Origin of the sequence: Ectobacillus funiculus (assembly GCF_004138295.1) — a bacterium.
Taxonomy (GTDB): Bacteria; Bacillota; Bacilli; order Bacillales; family Bacillaceae_G; genus Ectobacillus; species Ectobacillus funiculus.
The window spans coordinates 1-17653 of record NZ_SCFM01000081.1 but is presented as its reverse complement, the minus strand read 5'-3'; the positions used below and the strand labels follow the sequence as shown (position 1 = coordinate 17653).

Genomic DNA, 17653 nt, shown 5'->3' with positions numbered 1-17653 from the left:
ACTTCCCTTGCTTTTGGGCAGGGGTTTTGGTCGGGGGTGTGTGGGGCAGAGCCCCCACATTAGCGTATAGGCATAAGGAGAGAAAGTAAATAATGAACGGCTGATCTGGCGGTTCGGCTCGTATAATTGCTCGTGCAAGCAGATAGCCTGAATCTTGCTTTTGGTCAGTCGGCTTGGCGAAAGAGCCAAAATGAGCCGAACAAAATCATGCAAGGAGGCGATAGCCAAGGTGGAGATTTTTTGAGTGGTTTCCTCAAAAAATACTACCTGGTCCTTGCGTGATTTTGAGCCTTTAATATAGAGAGTGTGAGATAGCAAGTGTAAATGTTATAAAAAGCACAAAAATAAGTTAACAAAGGATTATATATACGAATAAAAGCTTATAAATCCCTTGATATATATGCTTTTTTTGTAGTGGTGAAATTTACAACTCAGTACTTTTTCGTAGTTGGTTTTTTTACCAACTACGAAAAACGTTAGAAAGCCAATAATACCAAGGGTTTATCGTACTTAATACAACTCGTACTATCTCACTCTATATATTAAGGGCTCAAAATCACGCAAGGACCAGGTAGTATTTTTTGAGGAAACCACTCAAAAAATCTCCACCTTGGCTATCGCCTCCTTGCATGATTTTGTTCGGCTCATTTTGGCTCTTTCGCCAAGCCGACTGACCAAAAGCAAGATTAAGGTTATCGGCTTGCACGAGCGATTATACGAGCCAAACCGCCAGATCATCCGTTCATTATGTTGCTCTCTTTCCTTATTCTTACACGCTCATGTGGGGGCTCTGCCCCACACACCCCCGGCCATCCTCTGCCCAAAAGCAAGGGAAGTGCCAAAACCTTAATAAAAACAACAAAAACAGCCCTTTTTAGGCTGCCTGTTAACATAAGATTCGAAAGCGGAAGTTTAAGGCTGTTCTTCTGCTATCTTCATCTTTGTGTAGATTTCATCAATCTTATCTTCACTCATTCTAAAATGTTTACTTGCGAGTTTTATTACTTGAGGATCTTGAATTTCGGGAACGTAATTCTCACCATTGTTTGTTAAAATATCAAACTGGTTCTGTATATATTCATAGATTTCTTCCTCTTTAGGCGTCAGAGGGACATCCAAATCATTTAAAATATTACTACTATTTACGGTATTAGTCTGAGTTGATGTGTTAGGCAAATCATCGTCACCAATATAGATTAAAGTAACTGCAACAACAGCAAATAGCAACAGAGCTATAATTTTCAATGACAAAGGTAGCCAATTCATAGTAGATTGTTTCTCAGTCATAAACTTATCACTTCCTCAAGCTTCAAATTAATTTCATAGTAACATACAATTATCCTGTATATTCATAAAAAAAGGGCTGTATATCAATTCGAATAATACGTTGATAAGAAACTATTTCCTGTATACCCTATACATGTCCAGTTAACATAACGCGACATTATCGGAAGTCGTCTAATATCTACTTTAGATACTGAAACCTTTTGATAAATTGTACGTTTAAACATAATTGAATAGTCAAAATATACAAGCTTATTTTTTATCAAAAAATATACTATTATATCAAAGTTAATAAGGAAGTGAATTGATTTATGGTTGTACGTTTTTTTGCTAGGTTAACAGGAGGGCAGCAAGTACCGCCTGTTAACACGGATGCTTTTGGTTCAGCAAATTTTGTATTCAACGATGATTTTACAAGACTTCGTTTTAGATTAGTTGTGAATGATTTAGAAGAGTTTATTGCTGCTCATATTCATTTAGGAATGAGAGGCCAAAATGGGCCAGTTGTTACATTCCTTTTTGGACCAGTAACTCACGGCATCAGTGTCAATACTGGAGTGGTAACTGGAACAATTACAGAAGATGATCTTGTCGGTCCCTTACAAGGAATGTCTTTATTTGAATTAGCAAAACAGATGAATGCAGGCAATACTTACGTGAACGCTCATACGGAAAGATATCCAGATGGAGAAATTCGTGGTCAAATAAGACAAGTTCAATAATTTTTAATGGTGTAGACAGTATGCTTTTTTATAGAGTGTCTGTCTTTTTTATTGACGGCAAAACAAGGAAAGCCGATTAAGTGCTAGTTTTAACTTATATAACATTCGAAAGCAGAAGTAAATTTTTTTTATTCCTTACCTGATGATCTTTAAGGTAATATGATTCTTAAAGAGTGTACTAAAGAAAAAATAGAAAGCAGCCTAGAAAAGGCTGCTTGTTTACATAAGACTCGTTATCGGGAGTCAATGTATCTAGAAACCTATAAAAATACCCTCCAGTAAAGCAATCCGGAGGGCTTTTGTGTTCATTTAATCCTAGTATTCTTTCCAGTGTTTTTTATCATCGTCTTTCTCATTATCACAATCACAACCATTTATCCGTATTTTTATTATATTAACATTTCTATTTTTTTGTTCTTGTTCCTGTTCTTGTTCCTGTTTTTGTTTATCATCATCAGCCATATTTTTTCCCCCTTGGATTTATAATATCATCATATTAAAAATGAGTAGTTCGGATTCCATGCTTGTCCCGCATTTTCTAAAAACTTTAAAAATTTATGTATATACATGTGAAGTTAACATAATATCTTATTATCGAAAATCGATATATTTAGAAATCCATGAAGTCTTTTTAATTTCGTTGCTGCTTTAACACTCAGTAAGAGATAGAAGCAAAAGAACCAACAACGAAATTAAAAGAAACCGTACATTGTTATGATTTTACTTCATGCTTTCTCTTTTTCAATCTCAAGATGAGCAAAAGTAGCAGCGGTTGTAAACCGAATAAAAACAACGCAGCATTGCCCAGCATATCCCCGAGTTTAAATAAATTATTGATATTTGTCGGAATCATGGCAATGATGTAAATGACCGGAAGTAAGCCATACATAAATGGATGAATGTTCTTTTTAAAGAGTTGGGCCAGCCCCAAAGAAGCAGCATAGTGAGCTGTGGTAAAGGAAGCAAACATTTGCATAATCCATATCACTAGCAAAAGAGACTCAAACCGTTCAAATAGCAAACCAGGCATTTCAAAACTTCGCATGAGATCAAGCGTCGGCCATGTTTGCGTTATCACTCCATCGACGGAGAACGCACCGATGACCATCACGACAGTTATCGTGTAAAAGATCATCGGGAAAAAAATTCCAACTAGAATAACTTTTCCTGCTTTGTTTGGCTGTTTCATAAACGGTAACAGAATCAACATGATTTCAAAACCTGTATAGGAGAGAGCGGTTGTTTTGATTCCCTTTAGTACCGGTATAATCCCCAACCCTAGTACCGGGCGCAGATTATCCATCTCAAATATTTTAAAACTCATAAGGGTAACCATCAAAAAAATGCCAACCGTAATGGGAAAGATCATTTCAAACACACGGGCTAGCGGATTTATGCCGCCCATGATCAAATAGAGACTCGTCCACATATATGGCATAAGGATGGCCCATAGAGGGGTGCCTTCTAACAAGAAAAAACTTGTTATTTCTGCTAATACACGGACAAGAAACCCACACATCGTAAAAAAATAACATGCAAGGAGTAGACTTAGTAACCCGCTCACCCATTTCCCTACAATTTCTTGGCTGTATTGATAAAAGGTTTTTTCTGGAAACTGTTGACTTAATTTGACTATGATAATCCCTGCCATCATCGCGATCAGCCCGCCTAAAATCACAGTTAACCAGATATCTGGTGTTTTCACCTTCTCTGTAGATGTTCGGGGCAAGGTCAGAATCCCCGTTCCAATTATATAATTGATGACGATAATAGCTGCTTGAGGCGTCGTAATATGGTCTTTGGGGCTGGTAATCATCGCAGGTCACTTCCTTATTCACAATTCAGGATTACTACTTTCAAAAGGTTCCTTATTTCTCATTTTTCCACGCTTTTTCTTATAACCGGTACAATTTTACATTTCCAAAAAAGAACAAAAATTATGCATATCCTATACATGTTAAGTTTACATAACATCTCATTATCGGAAGTAAAATGGCGAGGGATTCCCTCGGGCATCCGCGCCAACACTGGGTTTCTCGCAATCTTCGAAATTATCAAGTATGCAGGATTTTATGCAATGCCCAAGCGATGCCCGAATGGCGTGGGTTTTAGCTTCCTCATCCTTTGACAAGTCTCCTTGTTTTTTGCATAAAATCCTGCATATTCTGCGATCTGAAGAATACAAGTGAAAGAGAACAGGATATTTCCTTGTTCATCACCTACCCAAACAAAAACACCCCTCTGATTCGGCGGAATGAGGGGTGTTTTTGTTTGATTAAAAGTTCATTGCATAAAAACTTAGCAATGAGAAATAAATAAGAAGGGGAATTGAAGATTCCCTTCATCCATGCAGCCATGTATCCATGTAACATGGCTGCTCGTTAGTATCTGAGCTATTAAAACATGAATGAGGCACACAGATTACATTTCTGTGTGCCTCATTTTTTTATTTCCAAAATTCCCACCATTTCTTCTCTTGCACTGCAGCAACCATTCTTTTTGTTTCCTGTATTTCTCGAACATGTTGTATGAGTAATTGATCTCGCTTTTCTAATCGCTCTAGGATACGCTGCTCAGTACCGAGCAGCTCCTGCTTAATCTCTTGCAACAGTTCTTGTTTTAGTTTCTCTCGTTCAGTAGAAAAGTCTAATTCCGGTGAGCGGGGGGTGTCCACTGGTGTGAGCGGGAGTTGCTCTCTCTCGCTCAATACTTGCTTGATGGCGTTCTCTAGTTTGCTTCCTTCACTCTGCAACTTCTTAATTTTTTCTAATAAGAGCACGTCCTGCTCAAGAAATGCTCGGCTATCCTGTTCACCTTTCGTGAACATATATCCTTGCTTTTCTAGTTCTAAACACCATCGGCGTAATGTGCTTTTACCCATTTCTAAGCGTTCTGCAACTTCATTATTCCAGTACGCTTTCTCCAATTGAGCACCTCCTGCTCACTTGTTTTATTTTTCCAAAAACTATTTCGAGCAAGGGGTGCTCAGTTCCTTTATTTTTGCTATATGGGGTACCACCAACAAGTTCTTAAGTAGGAATATCACACACAGTATATATCGCGTAGAATCGCCATTTTAATGTAGCCTTTTTTTTTGTAATAATTATTTAGGTCCACACAGCTTGTCTTGTTTATTAATAAACTAATTGTATTAGTAGCGAAATCTTAAGAGATTACAAAGGAGTTATCAGAATTGGCCACTCATACAGTTGATGTGTATGCTTTTTTTTTCAATGGTGCCAATTCCAGTACAAATATTAGTAGAATAGAACAAGATATTAGTAAAGCTAATAGTACGTGGAAAGGTTGTACAAAGTTCGTTTTAGAAGGTGCATATTTTAACGAAGATAAAATAGTAAACGCTGGTTCAATTCCATCTGACGGGGTTTTTAAAAATAGACAAATGGATTCCCTAATTAAGTTTGCTAGAAATGTTACTGGTAATAAAATTGGAATATATGTTTTTTATCTGAACGGGGATTTTTTAGCTGAAGGCAAAGGAAGAAAAGTTGTAGGGGCTAGTACAACAGAAGTGGGGTATTTTGAAAGTAGCACAAATTATGAGTTGTTTGGACATATTGTACTAACTGACAAAGCTGCCGGTCGTTATACATTTGCACACGAATGTGGACATGTTTTATTTAAGCGTTACAGTGAAACGCGAAATATGTTTATACATGATGATCCTTCGGGTCCGTATATTAATTTTCAAACAGGAAAAAGAGATCCTGCTCATAATAGTGATCAAAAAAACTTAATGTTTCCTATATCCCCTTCTGTTAATCCAATCGTCACATCACAGCAATGCCAAATAGCTAAGCAAAGTAAGATAGTGAGAAATAATATTGATAAATATTATGATTATTATGATTTTAGAAATACTTAGAAGGTAACGAGATTCTTATTAGATCTCGTTTTTATTTTTAGGATAAAAAACAATATTATGCTTATGTCAACGATACCGGATCGGGGACGGGCGGATAAGGAGTGGACAAGTCACGACACCCAAACCCCATTGTTCTCTCCAAAACCCATTGTCTTGGGGATGCCTACCGGCGAGGGAGCCTCCTCAAAAAGTGAGGGGTCAAGGGGAATCCCTGTCTCTATTAACATCAATAGCAGGATACCTAACTACAGAACATGAATTAATAAATACCTAGGTTTTTAACCTAGGTATAAACCTTGATAAAACTCAAAACTAAGGTTATTTTACCTAGATACCTAGGTTTTTATATAGGTTAGAAAGGTGGGTAAAATTGATTATCAAGGTACAGAAAACCAAGGTGAAATCTTACTAACCGTGAAAGAGGTAGCAGTAATTATAGAGGAGACACCAAATATTGTTCGAAATTGGATGAAGGAATTAAAATCATATATACCTTTGCAGAAGAACGAATCAGGATACAATGTATTCAATCAAGAAGCCTTAGAGCGACTTAAATTAATTAAGCAGCTGCATAGAGAACGAAATTATTCTATTAAGCAAATTGAACATTATTTTGCTACCGATGGGGCAACATTCATACCAACTCCAACTAAAGAAACAGGGGAAATCCTTGCTGAGGAATTAAGGGGTCTGCATGAAGAAATCAAAGACCTTAGAGAGTATGATCAAAGACAAGAAGAATTTAATAAAGCCTTATTTGCTAAACTCCAGGAGCAACAAACATACCTGGATAAAAAGCTGGATAAACGTGACCAAGATTTAATGCATCTAATAAGAGATACACAAGAAACAAAAAAAATGATAGCAGCTACACAACAAAAAAAGTGGTGGAACTTTTGGAGCCGATAAAAAGAAAAAACCGCGCTTATGGTAAGCACGGTTTTTTGGTGATTCCAGACGTGGTGTACGACTGGATCTATATAATTTAGAAAGGGATAGTAACACATGGATAGTGTACCACCCTATGGATAATTTCACTACGATTTGGATACACACTATTTTATGCAAAATTAGAGTGGGGGGGCGGCTACAACCCTTGCCGTTTCTACATTGTTAAAAAACATACATGACGTGAAATTTCATAGACTGGATAGAAAGTAAGAAGAATGGGGATCCCCCAAGGGTTTGGCAGGGAATCCCTAGCGATTCTTACTTCCGATAATGTGGGATTATGTAAACTAAAAATGTATAGAGTATTTATATCCGAATAACATAATTTTATATTACTTTGGTCAGCGCTTTATGGCGTAGGAAAATAATGTGTAGAAAAATAAAATTTTTCAAAATATTTTTATTATTATATATTTACAAGGAAAAGACGGAGCATTTTATCTTCTTCCGGGGAGGACAGGAACATGGAGAGAACCTGCATGCATGAAAATTTAAAACGAGAATGCATCGAGGAAGTGGGCATTGAAGTCGAAGTCGGTGAACTGCGTTCTGTCCGGGACTACATTGAGAAACACCATAAACCGAAATGTTGGCTGTACCCCTAACGGGTAGCTATTGTTAAACAAAGGGTTACTGCGGCAGCCTTCTTTTTTTCGCAATAATTACAGTTTGTATTTTAATTGTTCCTGCATTTTTTTATCCTTGCTGAAAATAATAAGATCGGGGTGATAAAATGGCAACTGCTAAAATCGGGGACAATATATTATTTAAGCGTGAAGGACAAAGCTATAAAGGAAATGTTACGATTGTAAGAGAAAATTCTGTTATTGTTGAGTACGGATACAATGAAGAAAAAAAACAACCACTTTCAACCGTAGTCAATCATAAAAATTATAAAATTACTTAAGCAACAAAAATGGGATCTTCCAGTGAAGATCCTTTTTGTATACCGATAACGATTGTTATATTAACCTCACTAAAAAAGCACATAAAACAACAGTAAGCGACCTCGATCATCCTCTTAGGAATCACAAGGTCGCTTACACTATTTCTTCATCCATGGTATTCATAATCCTTTCCGTTCATTGCAAATGAACGCTGATGTTGTCCCTTTCTTTATTAATTTAGATAAAGGCAACTTCTTATCAAAATAATAAGGTATAGGAGGTATTTAGAAAAGAGATCTTACTTTTACTACCCAGCGTATACTAGATACGCTTTCGCCTTCCGCTACTCTGGTGGTACCACCCTCTTTTTCAATAGATTTTGGTTTTATACCCTGTACATCATTTGTACATTCGCCTTGCTCTATCGCACTGGATCCACCTTCTTTTTGATATGTATGTTTTACTTGTACTTATCATACATCCAGGGTCGAATTTTGTAAATACTAAAAATTATAAATTTTCTAAAAATTCAAAATATATTGTAAATAAATGGTAATTGTGAATAGTTACCATATCGTTGTAGTGTACATACATTGAAATGAATTTGCTCATGATATATGTATCGGGTACGTAACGGTTGAGCCCAGATCTATATATGGTTCATAACAGAGGTGTATATAGGTCGGTCAAAGATTGTATACAGGTCATTGGTTCGTACAAACTATGTGGTTTGTGTGCAGTCGGAGAGAAGATTTTATTCGGTGGGGAAAAGGTTCATTGTAGTCGTATGCTAGCTGCTATGATTACAGTGGGGTTCCAACTTATCGGATAGAGTCGAGCTAAGATCGTGCCGAGTGCCGCAGGCTTTAGAGAGCAATTTAGCTCTTATAAGGCTAACGGTCATATATAGCCGAAAGGTTATATATGGTTGTACAGGTATTTTGTACGGTCGAACGAACCATTAGTATGAGTGGTGAACTGCTTGTTTATAGTCGAAAGATTATAGGCGGGTAATAAGCTATTTATATTAGTGCAAGGTAGATCGTTACGTGCTCGTGTTGTTCTAAAAGTTGATACATAAAATCGAGTATTCAAATTATCTTGAGAAGCTAACGGGATCTAATAAGAATCTCGTTTTTATTTTGAGTTTCATTTTTCGAGAAAGATTGAAGAGCATAAGGGATTTCTGTCCCCAACTAGGTTGTGGAGTCCGGCAATGCCTGACGAAATCGTGGGTACATGAAAATCTCAAAAGTGTCTCCATTGTGTGTCCATATTTTGAAGCAATGTCCCCCTCGTGTCCCCATCAAAATGTGAAAGTGTCTCCATTGCGTCCCCATGTATTGAGTTGCTGTTAACACAACTTTTTCTATTTTTCCCGAACAGATTTTAGGTGAGTGCGCAATTATACACTTGCTACGCTAGTGCACTTTGCGAAGTTGCGCGGCAACTTGTTCTCGATTCGTTTTTCCCGCAGGAGCTTAATCTCGAATGAAAACAAGAAGATTAACAGTGCCCTTATATAACAAAAAGCCTTCCAATTACTGGAGGGCTTTTTGTTTAGAGGATATTGTTTCTATTTGTCGAATGTAAGGATGTAAAGAGGAGGTGTATTCAATTGTTTGGTAATGCTGAAAAGAAATTGCTAGATAAGTTAGGGAAAATTAATGTAGATTGGCAAAAGTATCTCTCACGGCAACCGATTGTTCCAAACATTGAAACGAATCCAATCTTACCTGGAAATTCTAATCTTGCGAGCGAGTTCTATAAAAGATTAGTGGAAATGGTTAATGATTTCGATGCTTCTCTAGATCAAGAGCATGAAGTAGGGGTACGCCTAGTATCACATGGACAAACAATACAGTTTCATGTGGAGGATATTGGTTATTGGGATCCGAGTCTAATTTGTTTTTATGGGATATTGGAGGATAGTTCAAGGGTTAAATTGATTCAACATGTTTCACAGCTTAGTTTTTTATTAATGGCGGTTAAAAGATCAAATCCCGAAGAACCAAAAAGATCTATTGGATTTAGTAGCATTGAATTGAACTAATATGATTATAACCAGGCATTCCTTCGGGAGTGCCTTTTTAATATTTTTAGAAACAAAAAGCCTTCCCCGTGATCGGGAGGGCTTTTTGTTAATTATTGTTTTTGAACGTTAGCAGCTTGTGCTCCACGGTTACCTTGAGTAATTTCAAAAGTAACTTTTTGACCTTCTTCTAAAGATTTGTAACCTTCAGTTTGGATTGCTGAAAAGTGAACGAATACATCTTCTCCACCTTCACGCTCGATGAAACCAAAACCTTTTTCACTGTTAAACCATTTTACTGTACCTTGTACCAAGTTATTTCCCCCTGTGTGGATGATTCCACATTGTATTACCATTTTTGCTCTTTTACCGAACAAAACAGTTAACTTTATTATAACGTATTCCCGTTAAGACGAGATAATACAAAACATTGAAAATAAATAAAAAAGCCTTCCCCGTGATCAGGGAGGGCTATTTACTGTCACTATTATTTTCCGCTAGCAATATGCAGCAACGGTAGATCCTGCAAGAATGGCAGGAAGTTTACGAGCGATGCAGGAAAAGGTAATCAACTATTATACAGGCGAGAGAAGCCTATTCAGACGCGATACCGGTCGCAAGAGAGTCGCTAAAATAAGTAATACCTTATGACAAGCTTGCTTGATTTAGAATTCATCTGCAAGAGCCTTACAAGCGCTTATAACGAAGAAGGGATTATATTCACTGTTGAGGGTGTACTTTCTACCTTATTTGTAGACTTCATGAACAGAATACAGAAGGGTGATATTAAAAACCTTGCGAGAATCCTTTCAGCTCATGCACGAGAGGGGGAATCCGCATGATAGCACTTCTTACCTTCCTATCTGTTCTTGCAACTTACCTTATCTATTTGCTTGTCGATGATATCAAGAAGCAAATGGAGGTAAATAAGCGATGAAAAAGTTATTTATAGTTCTTATGACCATAGGCATGGTTGGTGAGTATCTTGACGAAGTTCATGGAATTGGATGGTATCTAGACACTGGAAATCAGGCACGGGACCTAACAATAGGTTGGGTATTAGGTTTTGGCGGGATCATTATGTGTGTGTTTCTTATTTTAAATTTCTTTGGGGTTTGGGATCGTAAAGAAGAAGAAACATACTATCAGGACGAGGAATATCAAGAGGATGCAGAAATATACGAGACACCAGTAAAAATAACATAGTGGAATGATTGGTACGATGATTAAACCTTGTAAGAGCGAAGGGGTTGCTATTCTAGCAGTTCCTTCCTATATTTTCATTGAACTGGATTGGAAAACAATGCTAAGATGAGGACAAATACATACGCAGAAATGGAAAAACGCCTTTACCTCATTCAACTTGGCGGAAGAGTAGGTAAAAGCGTCCCAATGGTAAGAAGCTTAAAAGGGCACAGTATACCCTTTTTTAAACATGTGTTATTAGCAACATATTAGCACATAGTTTTTTAGAAGGTCAATTCTATCCTTTCGAGACTTCTTACCATTTTTCGCGAATCTAAAAATGGAAAAGAGGTCTTTTTATTATGGATCAATTAAAAACAATGGATCAGTTGAACGAATTGGAATGGGCAAAGGTTTTTGAAGTAGCTGAACAGGATTTTTATCAAACAAAATTTATTCATGTAGACATGGTAGGAGATCGAAACGCTGGAGATCTACTTGCCCGTATTGTTTACTGGTTTTCACCTTCTAAAGATGGACGTTCTAAGCTACGTATCTTTAAAAATAAAAAATTCTGGTTAGCAAAAGCTCGTACTGATTGGTGGGATGAAATCCGCTTATCAGCTAAACAATATGATACTGCTATTAAAAAGCTTGTGGAGCTGCGGTTAGTAGAGGTTTGGAATACAATGTTTGACGGAAAGAAAACACCTCATATTCATTTGAATTGGGATACATATCTTATCTTAAAACAACAGGTTGCATACCAAATTTATCAGGAAAAAGTGCAAGCAGAATTGAAAAGACAGCAAGAGGAATATGCGGCATTTTTAGCACAACAGCAAGCCAATCCTGCATTATCACTGGATTTTACCCAAACGGTAAAACCGGTTGATCCACTATCTCCATGTGGTTTTACCCATGAGGAATATCCGGTTTTACCCAAAGGGGAATTTCGATTTTACCCAAACGGTAAAACCGAAAATGCCCAAACAGTAAAACCTATAACAAAGACTACATCAAAGACTACATCAAAGACTACATCAAAGACTACTACTAGTAATGAGCCTGAAACCATTAGTAGTAGTAGTAGTAGTCGTGATTCTATTGATCAAGAATTAAAGGGTAAATATCCTAATGCTCCATTTGATGTAGTTAAAACGGAAATGTTTGCTGATAAAAAGGCTATCACTAAAACAGACAAACAATATAGAGCCATCCTTGATTACAGATTAAAGAACTGGCAACCTGAACAGAAAAAATCTGGCGGTAAACAATCAACTCGTAAAGAACAGCTTCCAGAATGGCTAGAGGAGCAAAAACAACAGTCCCAGGAAACACAAATTGAAGCAGTAGACCTAGAAGAAGAACGCCGCCGTTTAGAGGAAGAGCTCAAGATGTACAAAAAAGCATAGAATACAGCTTTATTTTCCTTCTTGTGCGCTTTTTTAGCTAACATCGAGTAAAACTACCGATCTACGAAAAGCACGCTTATAAAGGACAATAGGGGCTTTAAAATGAATTTCTTTTGTATTCCCTGCTTCCAATGCAATATGAGCCAATACAAAGGCGTAGACAATATTTATACACTATACCTATACATTATTGGCGCTTCAATTTATATATGGATATAGTGCACACTTAAAATTGCGCTATACCGCCGCCCGAACGCCCCATTTCTATTCGAGTCCTCGTCCCCACACCTCATACTGCCTACGTCAGCATGAGGTGTGGGGAACATACAAATGGGGCGTTCGGGCTAGATAGAGGGTAAATGTGAAGAGAAAGAGAGAAAGAGGAAAAGAAGAATAAGAGATAAGATCAAAATAAGAGAAGAAACGGAATGAAATGAATCAGAAATATGAATAGATAATGATGCTAAGAACGATATGTATGGTGAAAAAAGATAGGGTAGAGTCGACGGAAAGAAGTGAAATAACAAATAAGAGGAACACATAGGGAAAGAGAATAACAAGACAGCCCCCGCGGGAAAAACAAATCGAAATGATTTAAAACGGTAAAGACGTTTTGAGAATTGAGAACAAGTTGCTGTGCAAATTCGCAAATTATAGATGCGAAGCAACTGTATAATTGCGCCCTGTAATAAATTCAGGGACAACAATATAAAAAATGTACATGTGAGAGGATGCTATATACGGATAAAAGCTTATGTATCAATTCTTTGAGAGGTCTATATATATGGGTTCAAATAGAGATATATAGGTTCTAGTCTTTGCGTAGCAAGGCTTTAAGGAGCGTATATATACGCTTTATTCCCCCTCTAAATAGAGGTGAAAATGGTGCAGTGGTTTGCCTATGTTTTGAGTTCTTTTTTGTTTAGATCGAGTGATAGCGAGTACGTATCGGACACCTGCTTAGCAAGATGTATAGATGCGCCCTCACCTAAAATCGTTCGGAAAAATAAAAAAAGTTGTGTTAACAGCAACTCAATACATGGGGACGTAATGGAGACACTTCTACATTTTGATGGGGACACGATAGGGACATCCCTCAAAAATAGGGGAACACAATGGAGACATTCAAACACTTTTATTGATATCACAGTTTCCCTAGGCTCTGCCTAGGCTAGCACCCTATGTGATAGCAAAAACCCCTTATGCTCTTCTGACTATGCTTAAATTTTTAAACAAAAAGACGAGATCCAAATAAGATCTCGTTCTAGTTAACATAAAATCCGATATAAGAAGTTAAAACAAATGTTTATGGGGTCCTGACGGCATTTCGCGGATATTATATGCTAAGACATTTTCTAGAATATTATTTATTGCTCCTTTCCGTTGGCAAGTGATTCTCGGTCGCTTGCTATTGGAGGCTGCTCTAACCATCCATTTTTTATCATTAGGTTTGCTCCGTCTTCTGCAAATTGTAAAAGTTCTAAAATTAGTCGTAAGTACTTAAGACCTAAATCTTTTCTTGAATTGACACTCAGAGCAGAACCGTAATATGAAAGGGTTAATTGTGTAGACAATTGAATTTGGTACAGCATATATTTATCTGAAAAGGTCATAGAAGTAGAGTTCGTGATCATTGATTGCCAGGAAATAGGTGAATTCAATTTATCTTCCTCAAATACCGATTCAAATATTTTTATGTGTTTATTGGCAATGTCAAGTCCCCTCATGAAATGCTGACGAATCTCTTTTGATTGGGTTACTTGGATGAATCCCACTTTTAAAGCAGCATGTAAATGCATTTTTAGCATATTGAAAGTAATATCTCCAATTTCGATAGCATTCAACGGACGACGATTTCCCAACCATCCAGTTAAAAAACTTTGGTGCTTTACAAAATCGATCGAATCGGGTGGTGTAATAATAGGAGGTCGAGTAAAAAGTCCTTTTGAAAGCATTAAATCAATGGATTGATCAAAAAGCTCCATCGTTTCGGACATACAGGTTATGTAATACTTCCGTAAGTCAGAACGAATTGAAGTACTAACAGACAAAGAATATCCAGTCATTCCTTGCAAAGTCATGATATAAATATAATTTAGGTAGAAAGAGTCTTGAAAAAGACGTGGTGCGTGAATGTTTACGTCGTCTTTTTCTGTAAACCCACGTGGAATAGGGTAATTTTCCTTTAACATGAATACTATAATTTCTTGGACATGCTTTTTGGATAATTCAAGGGAAGTTTGGTAGATCGATTTGACTTCGTGATCTTCGATATGTTCGAGTGCATAACGAAAGAAACAAATGGACATTGTATCAAAAATGTATTGAGTCCAAAGGCTTGCAATTTCCGGAGCAGTTAATCGAATTGGGCTATTTGTCTCCAAGGTTGATCCTCCGATTTACGATATTCTTTAATGTTTATTATTGTTTTCTCAGAAAATAAAAAATATGTAAAAAGTTAGAAACTCCAACAATCTACGCTAACGGGTGCGAGAGAAAATTGTAGATTTTGAATGTATATTCCATACACGTCCAGTTAACATAATCCCACATTATCGGAATTCAATGTATCTTGGACTTTATAAAAAGTCTCAGTCTACTACAATAACTGAAAAGAAAATGCCTTTGCTGCAGTAAGGGCATTTGTTTCCTGTCATTAAGTATTGATAAACTCTATTTCCCGCATTATCAGTAGTTAATGTACTTCTACATAGAAAAACCCCTATATGAGCATACAGGGGTTTTCGATATCTAATAGTTTTTTTGGATTTAATGGAAGCTAAAGCAAGCAGCACCTACTATAATTAATAGGATAAATAATACGACGATTAGTGCAAATCCTCCAGCAAAACCACCACAGCCGCCGCCATAGCCACAGCCACCTCCGTAGCCGCCGTAGCCACCATAACCTAAACCATAACCATACATATATATGTCTCCTTTTCCTTTTTATAAGGAGGAAAAAAACTCTTTGTAACGGATACAGGATATTGTATGTTTTAGGGGATTCTTGGAGCCAGTCTAGATTGTAAAGGCGATGCCCTTATTTAAGCATCGCCCTTGAAAATTATAGTTTTTAAGAACACATGTATTAGTATATTGTACTGTTCTTTTGTGAAGCTCATTTGTAGTCTAAATTACTGCTTATTTAGTTGAACAAGAAGTAATGTATATTCCATACATGTCAAGTTTACATAACCTATCATTATCGGAAGTAGCCATGCCCAGGGCATCCGCGTGGGTTTTAGCTTCCCCATCCTTTGACAAGTCTCCCTACTTTTTGCATAAAATCTTGCATACATATTTGTTACAATTGCTAGTATAAGCGAATGCACTAACCATGTTATATTAACTATGCTGTGACGATCTACTTATAGGTTATATTTAGTCCTATGCCCAGTCTGGATATAACCAAAAAACCGTGCTTACCATAAGCACGGTTTTTTCCTGTTATCGACTCCAAAAGTGCCACCACTTTTTTTGTTGTGTGGCTGCTATCATTTTTTTTGTCTCTTGAGTTTCACGAATCATCGACATTAAAGCTTCGTCTCTATTCATCAACACTTGTTCCTGGCGATCTAAACGGTTGGTCATCGTTTTATCTTGTTGGTCTAATCGTTTAGTCAGTTCCTGTAACAATTGATTTTGGGTCGACACGACCTCTTTTAGTGCAGCAATCTCTATTTGTAATGGTTCTGTATCGTTTTTTTCTGTATCTACTCTCGATATATCTCTTCTCGAATGTGCCGCTACTACTGACTTTATAGCCGATTCAAGCGATACACCCGCTTTTTTCTTTTCTTCGATAAGCGATCTGAACACTTTAATATCTGTATCGTTATAAATCCGATACGTGTTTTCATCTTTTTGAAATAGATATCCGGCTGCTTCAAGCTTTTGACTGTATTTCCTAACTGTTACAGCGTCGATCTGTAAGATCTCCGCCATATCTTTAGGTCGATACGTTCTCATAGCGGCCTCCTTTTACATTCTTTTTTGTATCGAGGTTCGATATAAAAGACTGTTTTTCCTTCATTGTGCAATTATGTTAACCTGACATGAATAGAATATGCATTGTTTTTGTTCAGCTAAAGAAGCAGGGAGTTGAAGAAGGAATTACCAAATAATCCATTGAACTATACTTAATCTCATACACAAAAATAAAAAATTCTGCACACAACTTAGTTGCCTTTTGACAATATATTAAACCATCCAGTTCAACAAAAACGAGGAGGTTGTTTATGAAACAAAAAATCCTTAAAGCTTTTTTAAGTATATTAGTTTTAAGTATGCTTGTGCTTGTATTCCCCGTATCCTCGAGTGCAGCAAGCAATCCAAGGTGTAGGACCTACGTCTTTACGGGATGGGAAGCTTATTTGTGGTCAGATGGTCTTTATAGCACATTTGTACTTGTTAAATGTACTAGATAACTAAGGTAGCAATAAAATATTCTTAATTTTCTGATTTTTATTACACAATCTTAATATGCAGGATTTTATACAATTTCAGAGCGGGAAATAAAATGGCAAGGTGGCTATAACCCTTGCCATTTCTGTATTGTATAAAAACATGCACAACGTGAAATTTCATGGACCGGACAGAAAGTAAGAAGAATGCTGATGCCCCAAGGGTTTGGTAGGGAATCCCTAGCGATTCCCTAGCGATTCCCACTTTCGATAATGCTGTGTTATGTTAACCTGACATGTATACTATATACATTCAAAATTAAATTTAGGTAAGCTACTAGGCATACATCCAATCTAAACTTTGACCCTGAGCATAAATAGTTATAAGTCTAATTTCAATAAGGAGTGAACCTCGAATCATGGTAGATATACGACAAATGCCAATCTATGCCCAGAGTCCTTGGGGTCTTCAAAATTGTTTGTATCGGTTCACATATCTGTGGCTTAGAAACGGAGACAATTTCTTGTTTTTTTTGACGACTGTTGGGCACGAAGTAATTTATGGCTATAGGTTTTTCGGTGGAAGATGGAATCATTATTCGGTTCCTTTAAGCGCTATTAATTTCTTCCATTGTTCTCCTCCGACTCCAACTCTATATTAAAACACTACGCCTGACCTTCATAATCTGAACTAATTCATTAGATTTCCATCCCGAACATAAAATGTAGAACTTCCGATGTTATGTAAACCAACAATACTTAAAGAGGGACCCAAAAAGCCCCCTCTTTCTTGATGTTTTTTATTTTTACATTAATGGCCACCAGGATATCCATAGTGATGATGATATGGATAATAACCCACATGCTGGTATGGATAATGGTGGT

The 17653-nt window shown here is 36.9% G+C and carries 16 protein-coding genes and 1 pseudogene; 8 read left to right on the top strand and 9 right to left on the bottom strand.

The window, feature by feature from the left end:
• On the bottom strand, positions 1 to 318 hold a 318-nt coding region (locus EP737_RS26100; protein ID WP_205651013.1), incomplete at its 3' end, for a hypothetical protein.
• A gap of 594 nt (positions 319 to 912) precedes the next feature.
• On the bottom strand, positions 913 to 1287 hold the full coding sequence (locus tag EP737_RS24000) for a hypothetical protein (protein WP_129731764.1): 375 nt from the start codon (positions 1285 to 1287) through the stop codon (positions 913 to 915).
• A gap of 308 nt (positions 1288 to 1595) precedes the next feature.
• Here EP737_RS24000 and EP737_RS23995 point away from each other — a divergent pair, with 308 nt between their 5' ends.
• Complete coding sequence (locus EP737_RS23995) at positions 1596 to 2006, top strand: CHRD domain-containing protein (protein ID WP_129731762.1); 411 nt, start codon at positions 1596 to 1598, stop codon at positions 2004 to 2006.
• A gap of 315 nt (positions 2007 to 2321) precedes the next feature.
• On the opposite strand, the gene EP737_RS25830 is transcribed toward EP737_RS23995, so the two are convergent.
• From EP737_RS25830 to EP737_RS23985, 3 genes are all read right to left on the bottom strand, one after another.
• Positions 2322 to 2468: a hypothetical protein gene (locus tag EP737_RS25830; RefSeq protein WP_165350908.1), complete on the bottom strand. Its 147-nt coding sequence runs from the start codon at positions 2466 to 2468 to the stop codon at positions 2322 to 2324.
• 250 nt (positions 2469 to 2718) lie between these two features.
• Positions 2719 to 3822 (bottom strand): spore germination protein, encoded by a 1104-nt coding sequence (locus tag EP737_RS23990; RefSeq protein ID WP_129731760.1) that lies wholly within the window; start codon positions 3820 to 3822, stop codon positions 2719 to 2721.
• 630 nt (positions 3823 to 4452) lie between these two features.
• Positions 4453 to 4932, bottom strand: a complete 480-nt coding sequence (locus EP737_RS23985; protein WP_246040361.1) for a DUF3967 domain-containing protein — start codon at positions 4930 to 4932, stop codon at positions 4453 to 4455.
• A 267-nt stretch (positions 4933 to 5199) separates the two neighbouring features.
• Between EP737_RS23985 and EP737_RS23980 the strand changes: the two genes are divergently transcribed.
• The 5 genes from EP737_RS23980 (at position 5200) to EP737_RS23965 (ending at position 9783) form a co-directional block, all read left to right on the top strand.
• Entirely contained in the window at positions 5200 to 5892 is a 693-nt protein-coding gene (locus EP737_RS23980) for a hypothetical protein (protein ID WP_129731758.1), read from the top strand.
• A gap of 360 nt (positions 5893 to 6252) precedes the next feature.
• Positions 6253 to 6801 (top strand): DUF3967 domain-containing protein, encoded by a 549-nt coding sequence (locus EP737_RS23975; RefSeq protein ID WP_129731756.1) that lies wholly within the window; start codon positions 6253 to 6255, stop codon positions 6799 to 6801.
• Positions 6802 to 7307: 506 nt separating this feature from the next.
• Positions 7308 to 7448 carry an NUDIX hydrolase gene (locus EP737_RS25825; RefSeq protein WP_165350907.1) on the top strand — a complete coding sequence of 47 codons (141 nt, stop codon included), beginning with the start codon at positions 7308 to 7310 and terminating at the stop codon, positions 7446 to 7448.
• Between the two features lie 128 nt (positions 7449 to 7576).
• The gene (locus EP737_RS23970) at positions 7577 to 7750 is read left to right on the top strand and encodes a DUF2187 family protein (protein ID WP_129731754.1); all 174 of its coding nucleotides are present in this window, start codon (positions 7577 to 7579) and stop codon (positions 7748 to 7750) included.
• Positions 7751 to 9348: 1598 nt separating this feature from the next.
• Entirely contained in the window at positions 9349 to 9783 is a 435-nt protein-coding gene (locus EP737_RS23965) for a DUF6173 family protein (protein ID WP_246040360.1), read from the top strand.
• 92 nt (positions 9784 to 9875) lie between these two features.
• On the opposite strand, the gene EP737_RS23960 is transcribed toward EP737_RS23965, so the two are convergent.
• Positions 9876 to 10076, bottom strand: a complete 201-nt coding sequence (locus EP737_RS23960; RefSeq protein ID WP_165350906.1) for a cold-shock protein — start codon at positions 10074 to 10076, stop codon at positions 9876 to 9878.
• Positions 10077 to 10695: 619 nt separating this feature from the next.
• On the opposite strand from EP737_RS23960, the gene EP737_RS23955 reads away from it, so the two are divergent.
• Positions 10696 to 10968 carry a hypothetical protein gene (locus EP737_RS23955; RefSeq protein WP_129731750.1) on the top strand — a complete coding sequence of 91 codons (273 nt, stop codon included), beginning with the start codon at positions 10696 to 10698 and terminating at the stop codon, positions 10966 to 10968.
• Between the two features lie 341 nt (positions 10969 to 11309).
• Positions 11310 to 12362 (top strand): hypothetical protein, encoded by a 1053-nt coding sequence (locus EP737_RS23950; RefSeq protein WP_129731748.1) that lies wholly within the window; start codon positions 11310 to 11312, stop codon positions 12360 to 12362.
• A 1367-nt stretch (positions 12363 to 13729) separates the two neighbouring features.
• Here the strand turns inward: EP737_RS23950 and EP737_RS23945 are convergent.
• The 3 genes and pseudogenes from EP737_RS23945 to EP737_RS23935 all read right to left on the bottom strand — a co-directional run bounded on the left by EP737_RS23945 (position 13730) and on the right by EP737_RS23935 (position 16334).
• On the bottom strand, positions 13730 to 14746 hold the full coding sequence (locus EP737_RS23945) for a DUF3231 family protein (protein WP_129731746.1): 1017 nt from the start codon (positions 14744 to 14746) through the stop codon (positions 13730 to 13732).
• Positions 14747 to 15131: 385 nt separating this feature from the next.
• Positions 15132 to 15218 (bottom strand): annotated as a pseudogene (locus EP737_RS26410) (YjcZ family sporulation protein); the annotation flags it as partial.
• Positions 15219 to 15812: 594 nt separating this feature from the next.
• Entirely contained in the window at positions 15813 to 16334 is a 522-nt protein-coding gene (locus tag EP737_RS23935) for a DUF3967 domain-containing protein (RefSeq protein WP_129731742.1), read from the bottom strand.
• Positions 16335 to 17653: the final 1319 nt, after the last annotated feature.

Excerpts from the sequence above, each read along its gene's own strand:
- EP737_RS23950 (WP_129731748.1), top strand. The coding sequence starts at position 11,310 with ATGGATCAATTAAAAACAATGGATCAGTTGAACGAATTGGAATGGGCA.
- EP737_RS23935 (WP_129731742.1), bottom strand. The coding sequence starts at position 16,334 with ATGAGAACGTATCGACCTAAAGATATGGCGGAGATCTTACAGATCGAC.
- EP737_RS23990 (WP_129731760.1), bottom strand. The coding sequence starts at position 3,822 with ATGATTACCAGCCCCAAAGACCATATTACGACGCCTCAAGCAGCTATT.
- EP737_RS25830 (WP_165350908.1), bottom strand. The coding sequence starts at position 2,468 with ATGGCTGATGATGATAAACAAAAACAGGAACAAGAACAGGAACAAGAA.
- EP737_RS23955 (WP_129731750.1), top strand. The coding sequence starts at position 10,696 with ATGAAAAAGTTATTTATAGTTCTTATGACCATAGGCATGGTTGGTGAG.
- EP737_RS23970 (WP_129731754.1), top strand. The coding sequence starts at position 7,577 with ATGGCAACTGCTAAAATCGGGGACAATATATTATTTAAGCGTGAAGGA.
- EP737_RS24000 (WP_129731764.1), bottom strand. The coding sequence starts at position 1,287 with ATGACTGAGAAACAATCTACTATGAATTGGCTACCTTTGTCATTGAAA.
- EP737_RS25825 (WP_165350907.1), top strand. The coding sequence starts at position 7,308 with ATGGAGAGAACCTGCATGCATGAAAATTTAAAACGAGAATGCATCGAG.
- EP737_RS23995 (WP_129731762.1), top strand. The coding sequence starts at position 1,596 with ATGGTTGTACGTTTTTTTGCTAGGTTAACAGGAGGGCAGCAAGTACCG.